The sequence below is a fragment of the Tateyamaria sp. genome (assembly GCF_059783535.1).
On sequence record NZ_JBYNDP010000112.1, the window covers coordinates 1 to 11708 of the forward strand.

Here is an 11708-nt window from a genome sequence, read left to right on the forward strand (position 1 = left end):
CGGCGCATGATCCAGATGACCCAGAACCTGAACGAGAACTGGGCGGGCCATGTCAACGTGAACGGGGATGCAGGCGTGAACTGCTATACCTGTCACCGCGGTGAAGCCGTGCCCAGCGACATCTGGTTCAATGTGACCCCGGTCAACGAGAATGTTGGCGGGTGGGCTGCGGATCAGAACCGCGCCACGTCGATGAGCTCATCGACCTCGCTGCCGTCTACGGCGCTCGAAGTCTATCTGACCGACTATGATAGCCTTGTGAACGTGCATGATCTGGAAAGTCGTGTGGCCGGTGTGCCGGGTCTCGACGAAGAGGTGCACACGATCCAGAAGACCGAGATGACCTATTCGCTGATGAATTACTTTGCGAATTCGTTGGGGGTCAATTGCGTGTTCTGCCACAACAGCCGGGCGTTCTATGACACGGCGCAGGTGACGCCGCAGTGGTCCACCGCCCAGCAGGGTCGCCAGATGGTTATCGAGATGAACCAGGAATACCTGATCCCGCTCAAGGACACCTATCCGGCCGAACGTCTTGGCCCCATCTATGCCGATGCACCGAAGGCGGGCTGCCGGACGTGCCACAAGGGCTATCAGAAACCCTTGCAAGGCATGAACATGGTGGCCGATTGGCCTGAACTCGCGTCGACCGAGGCGCCTGTTTACGAGTGATGTGGCGGGGGCGGGTTGTGCCCGTCCCCGTGACGCCAGGCGCGGGTCTATGGCTTCCTTGACCCACGCACGGGATCGATGATCCCGGTTCCCTTCCTGTTGGCTACAGGAACCTGGCGTCGTGCTTGAACCCTCAGGCACGACGCCTTTTTGCCCCAGAGGTCTGCTTGGCAAGGCGGACGGGGCGAGTTGAAAGGACGTGCGCCCATGACCGAGAACATGACCAAAACACCTTTGCTGGATACTGTGGCGGGCCCCGCTGATCTGAAGCGCTTGAATGATGCTGATCTATCGCGTCTGGCAGATGAGCTGCGCGCTGATGTGATCGACGCTGTCAGCCGGACAGGTGGGCATTTGGGGTCGTCCCTGGGTGTGGTGGAACTGACCGTCGGCATTCACGCCGTCTTTGACACCCCGCGTGACAAGTTGATCTGGGATGTTGGTCATCAGTGTTACCCCCACAAGATCCTGACGGGTCGTCGCCACCGCATGTCGGGGCTGCGCCAGAAGGATGGGATCAGCGGGTTTACCAAGCGGGCCGAGAGCGATTTCGATCCCTTTGGCGCGGCGCATTCGTCGACCTCGATTTCTGCCGCACTTGGCTTCACCGTGGGTCGCGATATGGGCATGCCGACAGGCGATGCGATTGCTGTGATTGGTGATGGCTCCATCAGCGCGGGCATGGCCTACGAGGCGCTCAACAATGCGGGCCATGAGGGGCGGCGGTTGTTCGTGATCCTGAACGATAACGAGATGTCGATTGCCCCTCCCACCGGCGCGATGAGCACGTATCTGTCGAACCTGTCCCGCAATTCCCCCTTTGCGCCGCTGCATGCGATTGCCGAAGGGATGGAAGCCGCCTTGCCCAAACCCATGCGCGATGGGGCGCGGCGTGCGCGCGAGATGGTGACGGGAGTGGAGAGCCGGGGCACCTTCTTTGAGGAACTGGGATTTGACTATATAGGCCCGATTGACGGGCATGACATGGGGCAGGTGCTGTCGGTGCTGCGGGCGGCCCGCACGCGGGCCACAGGGCCGGTGCTGATCCATGCCTGTACGGTCAAAGGCAAGGGCTATGCCCCCGCCGAGGGGTCGGCGGACAAATATCATGGTGTGTCCAAGTTCGACGTGGAGACGGGTGAGCAGTCGAAGGGCAAGAGCAATGCGCCGTCCTATACGTCTGTTTTTGGCGAAACTTTGGCCGATCTGGCGGCAAAGGATCCATCGATTGTGGCTGTCACCGCTGCCATGCCCTCGGGCACCGGGGTAAACAAGATGGCCGACCGCTTTCCTGGGCGTGTGTTTGACGTAGGTATTGCGGAACAGCACGGCGTGACATTTGCCGCCGGGATGGCGGCAAGCGGGTTGAAGCCGTTTTGCGCGATCTATTCGACGTTCCTGCAGCGCGGCTATGATCAGGTTGTGCATGATGTGGTGCTGCAGGGCCTGCCTGTACGCTTTGCGATCGACCGTGCTGGCCTCGTCGGGGCCGATGGAGCCACCCATGCGGGGTCTTTTGACATTGGCTACCTCGCGTCCTTGCCGGGGATCGTGGTGATGGCGGCCGCCGATGAGGCGGAGTTGGTGCATATGGTCACCACCGCTGCGGCCCATGACAGCGGACCCATTGCCTTCCGCTATCCGCGTGGCAACGGGCGTGGGGTCGAGATGCCCCAGCAGGGCGAGGTGCTGGAGATCGGCAAGGGCCGGATGATCCAGGAAGGTTCGGACGTGGCGCTGTTGTCGCTGGGCACGCATCTGGATGCCTGCGAGCGTGCCGCTGCACGGTTGGAGGCGGAAGGGCTGTCGGTGTCCATCGCAGATGCGCGCTTTGCCAAGCCCCTGGATATCGAGATGGTCCGCGACCTTGCCGTGCGCCATGAGCTGCTGGTGACGGTGGAGCAGGGGGCCATGGGTGGTTTTGGCGCGATGGTGTTGCAGACCATGGCGGCCGAAGGGCTGCTGGATCAGGGCCTGAAAGTGCGCACAATGCACTTGCCTGACCGGTTCATTGATCAGGCGAGCCCGGATGAGATGTATGAAGATGCCGGTCTGACGGCGGCGGATATTGTGAACACCGTGCGCGATGCCGTGGGGCGGACCGAGAGCAATGTGGTGGACCTGATCGCGGGGGAGTGACCTGTTGCAATGACGCGCTTACGCGCGACATGATTTTATTCAGGAGGGCCTTTTCAGACCCTCCTGACGTATGCCGCTAGCGGTCATATTTTCAGTTAGAAGAAACACGCGCCCGGGCTGCGGCTGCCTGATCAGGCAGGCCGGATTTGTCGTAGATCCCTGCCAGCATGGTGTTGAGCGGAATGCCGTCCGGATCAAAAGTACGTCTCATTTCAAGGACTTGCTGCGCCTGTGAGGTGCGGCCGGCGCGGATCAGCGCGTCGAGGTGTATCTGTTCGAAGAGGTCGCGCTGTGCGTGGCTGCCGCCGCATTCCGCCAGCCGGGGCAGGGCTTTGCCCAGAAAGCGGATGCAGTCGTCGTAATCTTCGGCCGCATGGGCAGCTATGCCGTGTGCGGCCCAGAGGGCGACGTCGCGCCAGACCTGCCAGTCATGTTTCGTCTCATCCTCGGCGCGGGCTTCGATGGCTTTGAGGAGGGTCTCACCCTCCTCGCGGTGGGTGCGTCCAAGCGCGTAGAGGTATTGCAGGGTGAGGAACGGGCTGACCGTGTCTGTGCCGCGTTTGGCGATGTGGTCCGCAACGTCCTGCCAACGGTTGCCGACATTGATCCCGGCAAATTCGATCCGGGCGAGCAGTGAGACGGCGCCGACCTGGTCCTGCGAGTAGTCCTTGTTCTGGCCCCAGACATGGGTGTCATAGGCGGCGAGCACGTCGTCCGTGCGTCCGGCCGAGATGTAGAACAGGGCCAAATGCCACCAGTTGTGGGTGTGCATGAAACTGTTGAGGTCGGCCCAATGGTGGGCGACAGATTCCAGGAATGCGGTGCCCTCGGCCACCTGACCGCGGGTGAGGTATATGTGCGCCAGCGCGTGATGCGCCCAGGGTTCGCTTTCGTCGAGCGTGAGAGCATGGCGTGCGGCGGCTTCGGCATCATCCAGTAGGTGGCATTCCTCGAACCCGAAGGCGCGCATGCCGTGGGCATAGGCGATGTCGGCTGCGCCGGGTTGGGCTTTTTCCGCGACGCGCAGCATGGCGGGGAAGTCGCCGATGTTGAACGTGTGGTATTGGCCCAGTTTCAGCATGACCATGTCGCGGGGATAGGCGCTGACGGTGGCTTCGCACAGTTCGATCAGTTTGGGGATGTCACCGGCCACAAACAGGCGGGCGGCTTCGACGGTAGCCTGTTCGCGTGGGGTGAGGCCCTTCGCCGCCAGTGCGTTGTCCAGGAACGGTTGCGCAAGGCCCGGCGCCGCTGGCGCCTCGAGCAGCATGTAAAGGATCGCGGCATAGGCGTTGGCGAGGCCGCACTCGCGGTCAGCCTTGGCGGCTTTCAACACATTCACCGCCTTGGTCTGGAAGCTGATGAAGCCGTGCACGAAATCGTCGATGCCCTGGCGGGTTGCGTCGGTGTTGCAGGTGATGGGCAGTCCATAGAGGTCTTGCATGGTGCCTCCTTCAGATTGGGTGTTTGGCGGCGTAGGCGCGCAGCAGCTCTGCCACCTGGTCGGGCGCGTCCCAGTGGATCGAATGCCCGGCCCCTTCGAGGATGTGGTGTGGCAAGTGGCTGAGCACCGCGAGGATGTGGTCGGGTGGCACGATCAGGTCAAGTGCGCCGATCAGGACCTGCGTGGGGCATTTGGGGCTGGCAAGGGCCGTCCCGTCGAACCCGCGCAGGGCGGTGAGCTGGTGTTCCATCGCGTCTGCCGATTGCATGTGCGGGTAGGCGAGGCTGTCCGCCACCGCCTGATCCACTGCTGCCGGGTCGTTGTAGACCAGCGGGTTGAAGAGCCACGGGAACAAGGCGCGCAGCCATGTGTCCTCGGGGGCCGGGCTGCGCCGGATCGCGATGAGGTTGGCAAAAAGGGCGGTATTGCGCGCGAGGCGGATAGGGGCCGAGGCAGCAATGTGGGTTGAGGCCATTCGCTCAGGCACCTCCTGTGCCATGTGCAGGGCGATGATGCCGCCCATGGAGTGGCCAATCGTGTGATACCGGTCGAAGCCCAGGTGGCCCATCAGCGCCAGCGCATCTTTGCACATCAGGTCGATGCTGACTGGCGCGTTCCATGGGGTTGTTTGCCCCGTCGTGCGGTTGTCGGGTGTGACGCAGGTGAAGTGGTTTTGCAGCAGGGGGATCAGCGGTGTCCAGCTGGCATGGTCTGACATGAAGCCCGCAAGCATCAACAGTGGTGGTCCGTTGCCTGTCACCTCGTAGTGCAGCGCGATGTCGTCACGCTCAAATGTCGGCATTGAGCTCTCTCCATGTTGGCAGCAGGTCGCCCGGGGCGGGGGTTGCGGCATAGACACCGCGTGCGATGGCGCGGCTGAGGCAAACGGCGGCGGCATGGCCGATCATTGTTAGGTCCAACGGGGTTGTCATGCGTTTGGCGCTGGTCGAGACGCTGAATACGAGGTCGCCATCACCCGGGCTGTGGGCAGGGACACAGGCGCGTGCGATGCCGTCATGGGCTGCGATGGCGACACGCTGGCATTGCGCCTTGTCGAGCGTCGCGTCGGTCGCAACGATGGCGATCGTGGTGTTGGCCCGCTCCAACATGGCCGTCAGTTTGCGGCTGTCGTGGGTGCGTCCGAGCCCCGTTTGTACATCGGGGCCAAGGCCACCAAATTCGCCGTCGATCTCGAATGGGGCGGCCCAGAAATGCTTGTCCCCCGGCGTGGTCACGCTGCCCATGGGGTTTGCCGCGACGAGCGCGCCTACGGTGATCCCGCTGTCGAGGGTCAGCGACGCAGTGCCCAGGCCGCCTTTCATCATGGCGGTCATGGCGCCGGTGCCCGCGCCGATCGTGCCGATAGGCGTGCTGTCTGTTGCGGCCTCAAACGCGGCCCGTCCGAGCGTGGGGTAGGGCGTGTCGGTCCAGGTCTGATCGCCCCCGGACAACAGGTCGAAGATGATGGCCCCCGGCACAAGCGGGATGATCGCGTTGCCCACCCGGTAGCCGCGACCCTTTGCCCGTAGCCCTTCGACCACGCCAGAACAGGCGTCGAGGCCGAAGGCGCTGCCACCTGACAGCACCAATGCATCCACTTGCGCCACCGATTTGTCCGGAGCCAGAAGGTCCGTTTCCCGCGTTCCCGGCGCGCCGCCCTGGACTGAGACAGAAGCGGTGAACGGTGTGTCTGCCGTTAGCACTGTGACGCCGGATTTGAGCCTGTCGTCTTGCGCGTGGCCGACCTTGAGCCCTTCGATATCCGTAATCGCGTTTTGCGGCCCTGGGGTCATTTTGAGTTCGTGCCTCCGGCTGGGATTTTTTGAAACAGGGAAGAAGTGACCTGGTCGCGTTAGATACGAGGTTTCGGCGCGGCTGTGGCTGGATCGCCTGTGTTGGGCACACCTTTGGGTTCGATCAGCAGGACCTTGCATTCCTGGTCCGCGCGGGGGCGGTGGGTGACGCCTTTGGGGACGATGAACAACTCGCCTGCTTTGACGGGGTGGCTTTGATCTTCGATGTCCATGACCATCTCGCCCTCGAGTACGAGGAAGAAATCGTCGGTGCCTTCGTGCAGGTGGAAGGGGAATGCGCCTTGGAACTTGACCACCATGACGTCGTTGTCGTTGTAGTCGGCGATGACGTGCGGGTCCCAGTGAGTGTTGAATTGGGCCGGCTTGGCGGTCAGGTTGATGGTCTGCATGTGCGGCTCCTCTCTTGGAAGCATCATGCCCGAACGCGGCCTATCTACAAGAGGGTGGATGCAGACGCTTTGGGCGCAGTCCAAAAGCCGATTTGTAATGAGGTTTTGTCTCAAGGCGTTGCACATGTTGCATCATGGACCAGTCATCACTATCTTCGGCCTGGTCAGACAAACGGGAATGGCATCATGGATTGCACTCTCACCAACTAACCCATCAAGGTTTCTTGTCGTGAGCGTCTGTAATGTCTTCTGTCGTCGTTTCCGGTCTGCACTGGGATACCCCCGATAACACACATCTTTTCACCGATCTGAATTTGACATTCGGGCCGTTGAGAACTGGGCTTGTCGGTCGCAACGGAACCGGCAAGACAACGCTGCTTCGTCTTATTGCCGGTGAGTTGACGCCGTTGCTCGGCGGGATTACGAGGCCGCCCTCCCTCGGGTTTCTCTGTCAGAACTCGGAGCAAAGTGAGAATGCGACGCTTGCAGACCTTTTTGGCGTAACAGACCAACTTGCAATTCTTGCACGTGCTGAGAGGGGCGAGGCAACGGCCGATGATCTTGCGGAGGCCGACTGGACCCTGGAGGCACGAATGGGTGCTGCGCTGGGAAGCATGGGTCTTGACCACCCCCCCGATATGCCGCTCGATGCGCTGTCTGGTGGACAGCGCACCCGCGCAGGGCTTGCAGCACTCATCTTTGCAGAACCGGATGTGCTTTTGCTGGATGAGCCGACAAATCATATTGACCGTGCGGGACGACAGCTGGTGATTCAAACATTGCGAGCCTGGCGGGGCTGCGTGATTGTTGCGAGCCATGATCGCGCGTTGCTTGATGAAATGGATGAGATTGTTGAATTGACGACGCTTGGCGCGCGCACTTACGGTGGCAATTTCAGTGTCTATCGTGAATTGAAAGCCGCCGAACTGGCCTCGGCAGAACATGAGTTGGCACGGTCCAAGCGGCTTGTGGCCGAGACCCAGGCGCGGGCACGGCAGGCCGCAGAACGCAAAGCACGCACTGATCGACAAGGACGGCAGCTTCGGGCGTCGGGCAGCCAGTCACAGCTGTTGTTGAATGCCGCGAAGGAACGCAGCGAGGGATCAGGTGGCGCTGCCGCGCGGCTGAGGGATCGCCAGATGGATGAAGCGGACTCCGCATTGGAGGCGGCACGCAGCGCAGTCGAAGTGTTGCAGCCTTTGGTCATGGACATACCTCATTCGGGTCTGGTTTCGGGGCGCGATGTCCTGCACGTCAATGACGTGTCTTTTGCCTATTGTGACAACAGGCCCATCCTGAAAGGCATTTCGTTTGCCATTCGTGGACCAGAACGTATCGCAGTCGAAGGCAGGAACGGGTCTGGCAAATCGACTTTGCTCGCCTGTATCCACGGTGACCTTCAGCCGCTGAGTGGCTCTGTTGCTTTGCATGTTCCGGCAGCACTTCTTGATCAGGACCTTCGCCTGTTTGATCCGGATGAGACGGTGTGTGATGCCTTTGCGCGCATTGACCCGGACGCAACAGAAAACGGCCGGCGGGCGGCTCTTGCCCGTTTTCTTTTTCGTGGCGAGGAGGCCGATCGGAAAATTGGCTCCCTTAGCGGTGGTCAACGACTGCGTGCAGGGTTGGCCTGCACTCTCGGGCACAGTCGCCCGCGCCAGCTGTTGCTTTTGGATGAGCCGAGCAATCACCTCGACTTAGAAGCTATCGAGACATTGGAGGCCGCACTTGCTTCCTATGCTGGTGCAATTCTTGTCGTCAGCCATGACGAACACTTTCTTGAGCGCATTGGTGTGGAACGTCGATTGCAGCTGTGATCGATTACACGAACCACGGCACAGTCCGTCATTGGTATCCGCCATTTGGAAGCAGACCAGATACCGATACATCGACCAATACCCGCGCAAGCCAGTTCAAATGCAGCGCCCGCCATCCACCTCGAGCGCTACGCCGGTGATCATCGATGCCGCATCTGAGCACAGGAACGTGGCTGCGGCCCCCATGTCTTGCGGGGTGGAGAAGCGGCCGAGGGGAATGGTGGACAGGAATTTCGCGCGGGTCTCTGGCGTGTCCACGCCCATGAATGATTTGAGCAGGGGTGTTTCGCCCGCCACGGGGTTGATCGCGTTTACGCGGACGCCATGGGGCGCAAGTTCGACCGCCATGGCTTTGGTTGCGGTGATCATCCATCCCTTGGAGGCGTTGTACCAGTTCAGCCGGGGCCGGGGGCTGACGCCCGCGGTGGAGGCCACGTTGAGAATGGCGCCCGCCCCGCGGTCTTTGAAATGCGGGACAAGGCTGCGAGCGGTGAGGTAGACGGACTTGGCGTTGACGGCCAGAACGCGGTCGAAATCTTCTTCGGTCACATCCTCAAGCGCTTGGGGCAGGTGGGTGATGCCCGCGTTGTTCACGAGGATGTCGAGATGGTCGAACGTCTTGAGGGCGTGGTCGGCAAGGGCCTGCACGGATGCGCCATTGGATACGTCGACTTCGAAGGCCGTGCCGCCAATATCTTGCGCAATTGCCTTGGCCCCGTCGCTGTCGATATCGGCGACCATGACCTGCGCCCCTTCCGCCGCAAAGGCGCGTGCGATCCCCTCGCCAAAGCCGCTGGCTGCACCTGTGACGATGGCTGTTTTGCCCTCAAGCTGCATCTGACACCTCCGCTATGAAATCCCGCATGAGGGTATAGAACGCCTCTGCCGCGTCAAAGTCGACCGTGTGGCCCGCGTTGTCCAGCAGGTGGTAGCGGGCATTTGGCAAGTGCCGGGCGATTTCAGCGCCGAAAGGGTGGGGCATGATGGGATCCTGTTCGCCCGAGATGACGAGGGCGGGGCAGGTGACCTTGGCAAGCCCGGGGCGGAAGTCGAACCGCCCATGCTCGTTTTTTGGTCCGTTGAAGTGCATGGCAACCGGGTTCTTGACGATCATGCGCGCGACCATGCCCTGATCCAGTCCCTTGACGGAATAGAGCGGGAAGCAGGCGTCGAAGTAGGCTTGCCTGCGCTCTGGTGTGGGGTCTGACCAGTAGGTGCGCGCGACCTCACCGGCCTTTGGCCCGCCGATGCGCGTGAACGCGTCGAACACCGCTTCGAAATCCACATGGGCTGCTGTCACTGACAGAATGAGCCCGGACAGCCGGTCAGGGTGCCGCGTGGCAAAGGATTGTGCGACATAGCCGCCGAAGGACGCGCCGTAGATGATAGGTTTGTCGATCCCCAGTATATCGCACAGCCCTGCAACATCATCGCCCCATTGCGCGAGCGTCCACGTGTCGGGATCGCCATCGTCCGACCGGCCGTTTCCGCGATGATCGACATAGACGATCTGGCACAGGTCGGCGAGTTGCCCCAGATGCGGCTTGTAGATCGAATGATCCGCCCCGGGCCCGCCATGCAGGGCGATAAGCGTCGGCTTTTCGCGCATCGTTGCCCCGTCGGGGACAAGGCCTGCGCCCTCGATGTCAACATAAAGTCGAACGCCGTTCACCTCGATCCGCATTACGCTGTCGCCCTCCCTCCGGACTGGTCGAAACAGAAACCGGTGGTGAAGCTGGCCTCATTCGAGGCGAGCCAGCAGGCCATGGACGCAATCTCGTCCACCGTGCCGAAGCGACCCATTGGAATCTTGGACTGCATGAAGTCGATATGCTCTTGCGTCATCTGGTCGAAGATGGCCGTGCGCACCGCTGCCGGGGCGATTGCGTTGCAGGTCACGCCGCTTGTCGCCAGTTCCTTGCCCAGTGATTTGGTCAGGCCGATGACGCCCGCCTTTGAGGCCGAGTAGGCGGGGGCGTTCGGGTTCCCTTCCTTCCCCGCGATCGAGGCGATGTTGATGATCCGACCCCACCCCTTGGCCCGCATGATCGGGGCAGCGGCGCGGTTGCAGTAGAAGACAGCGTTCAGGTTCAGGTCATGGACCTTCAGCCAGTCGTCGATGGGATAGTCCCATGTGGTGGTGTTGGGTCCGGTGATCCCTGCAGAGCAGACGAGGATATCCGGGTCAGCCTCTTGCATGGCCAACCCCACGGCGTCGGCATCTGTCACGTCGATTTGGCGGCTGTCCAAGTCCAGTGCGGCGAGGGCATCGGCATTGATGTCCCAGACCTCGACCGTGCCGCCCTCAGCCTGGATTCGGCTTGCAATGCCGTGGCCCAGCCCGGCAGCCCCTCCGGTGATGACAGCTTTGCGGCCCTGAAAGCGGTTTTCGAAGATCATGGCATGTCCTTTCCGATTGCCTGGCGGTGCGCCGGTCTTAGCCGTGATGCGCCGCCACGGTTTTCAGGGTTGAGAAGCCATAGAGCGCCTCGAACCCCTTTTCCCGCCCGTGGCCGGATTTACCGATGCCGCCGAATGGCAGTTCGACGCCGCCCCCCGCGCCGTAATTGTTGATGAAAACCTGACCGGAGCGCAGCGCTTTTGCCAGCCGCATCTGACGGGCACCGTCCCTTGTCCAGACACTTGCCACAAGGCCGCAGTCGGTGCTGTTGGCGATGCGCAGGGCGTCCTCTTCGGTGTCGAAGGGGATCAGCACTTGGACCGGGCCAAAGATTTCATCGCGGGCAAGCGTATGATCTGGGGGCACGTTGTCAAACAGGGTGGGGAGGACATAGGCGCCGTTATCCGGGGCATTGTGCAGGTGCCCTTGGGCAGCGATGGTCAGGTCCGCACCTTGTGCAAGGAACCCTTCGACAAGCTGTTTTTGCCGGGTCGAGATCAGAGGGCCGATGCGCAGGTCATCGAGCGCAGGGCCAACGCTGAGGTCGGAGTAGGCGGAAGACATACGGCTGCGTACTTCTTCGTAAACCCCGCGCTGCACAAGGATGCGGGACGAGGCGGAACAGGTCTGTCCGGCGTTCTGGATCCCCGCATTCACGAGGAAGGGCAGGGCGGCATCCAGATCAGCATCATCGAATACCAGCTGCGGGGATTTGCCGCCCAGCTCCAGCGTGACCGGCACCACGTTTGCCCCTGCAGCCTGCTGGACCAGCGCCCCGGTGCGGACCGAGCCGGTGAAGCTGATATGCTGCACGCCCGGATGGGATGCCAGCGCCGCGCCCGCCTCGGCACCCAGCCCGGGGACCACGTTCAGTGCGCCATCTGGCAGGCCAGCCTCAGCCGCGATATGCGCAAAGGCGAGGGCGGTCAGGCAAGCCTCTTCTGCCGGTTTGAGGACGCAGGCGTTACCCATCGCAAGTGCGGCCCCCACGCTGCGCCCGATGATCTGCATCGGGTAGTTCCACGGCACGAT

Annotated in this window: 11 protein-coding genes; 3 read left to right on the forward strand and 8 right to left on the reverse strand. The window is 61.8% G+C overall.

What is annotated here, in order from left to right; all coding sequences use genetic code 11:
• A partial coding sequence (pufC, locus tag AC6RA8_RS17365) for a photosynthetic reaction center cytochrome PufC (RefSeq protein ID WP_500354338.1) occupies positions 1 to 672 on the forward strand: 672 nt, incomplete at its 5' end.
• Positions 673 to 879: 207 nt separating this feature from the next.
• The gene (gene dxs, locus AC6RA8_RS17370; RefSeq protein WP_500354340.1) at positions 880 to 2811 is read left to right on the forward strand and encodes a 1-deoxy-D-xylulose-5-phosphate synthase; all 1932 of its coding nucleotides are present in this window, start codon (positions 880 to 882) and stop codon (positions 2809 to 2811) included.
• Positions 2812 to 2902: 91 nt separating this feature from the next.
• Here dxs and AC6RA8_RS17375 read toward each other — a convergent pair whose 3' ends face one another.
• The 4 genes from AC6RA8_RS17375 to AC6RA8_RS17390 are packed head-to-tail and all read right to left on the reverse strand — an operon-like array spanning position 2903 to position 6458.
• On the reverse strand, positions 2903 to 4255 hold the full coding sequence (locus AC6RA8_RS17375; RefSeq protein WP_500354342.1) for a tetratricopeptide repeat protein: 1353 nt from the start codon (positions 4253 to 4255) through the stop codon (positions 2903 to 2905).
• Positions 4256 to 4265: 10 nt separating this feature from the next.
• Complete coding sequence (locus tag AC6RA8_RS17380; RefSeq protein ID WP_500354344.1) at positions 4266 to 5057, reverse strand: alpha/beta fold hydrolase; 792 nt, start codon at positions 5055 to 5057, stop codon at positions 4266 to 4268.
• Positions 5044 to 6048, reverse strand: coding sequence for a P1 family peptidase (locus AC6RA8_RS17385; protein ID WP_500354346.1), 1005 nt, complete (start codon positions 6046 to 6048; stop codon positions 5044 to 5046). The genes AC6RA8_RS17380 and AC6RA8_RS17385 overlap by 14 nt, the downstream gene beginning before the upstream one ends.
• A gap of 59 nt (positions 6049 to 6107) precedes the next feature.
• Positions 6108 to 6458, reverse strand: coding sequence for a cupin domain-containing protein (locus AC6RA8_RS17390; protein WP_500354348.1), 351 nt, complete (start codon positions 6456 to 6458; stop codon positions 6108 to 6110).
• A 242-nt stretch (positions 6459 to 6700) separates the two neighbouring features.
• Between AC6RA8_RS17390 and AC6RA8_RS17395 the strand changes: the two genes are divergently transcribed.
• Entirely contained in the window at positions 6701 to 8275 is a 1575-nt protein-coding gene (locus AC6RA8_RS17395) for an ABC-F family ATP-binding cassette domain-containing protein (protein WP_500354349.1), read from the forward strand.
• A 96-nt stretch (positions 8276 to 8371) separates the two neighbouring features.
• Here the strand turns inward: AC6RA8_RS17395 and AC6RA8_RS17400 are convergent, their stop codons facing one another.
• The 4 genes from AC6RA8_RS17400 to AC6RA8_RS17415 all read right to left on the reverse strand — a co-directional run.
• On the reverse strand, positions 8372 to 9112 hold the full coding sequence (locus tag AC6RA8_RS17400; protein WP_500354351.1) for an SDR family oxidoreductase: 741 nt from the start codon (positions 9110 to 9112) through the stop codon (positions 8372 to 8374).
• A complete protein-coding gene (locus AC6RA8_RS17405) occupies positions 9102 to 9959 on the reverse strand; it encodes an alpha/beta fold hydrolase (protein WP_500354353.1) in 858 nt (285 codons plus the stop codon). Before AC6RA8_RS17405 ends, AC6RA8_RS17400 begins: the two co-directional genes overlap by 11 nt.
• Positions 9959 to 10675, reverse strand: coding sequence for an SDR family NAD(P)-dependent oxidoreductase (locus AC6RA8_RS17410; RefSeq protein ID WP_500354355.1), 717 nt, complete (start codon positions 10673 to 10675; stop codon positions 9959 to 9961). The genes AC6RA8_RS17405 and AC6RA8_RS17410 overlap by 1 nt, the downstream gene beginning before the upstream one ends.
• A 37-nt stretch (positions 10676 to 10712) precedes the next feature.
• The coding region (locus tag AC6RA8_RS17415) for an aldehyde dehydrogenase family protein (protein WP_500354357.1) at positions 10713 to 11708 on the reverse strand (996 nt) is incomplete at its 5' end.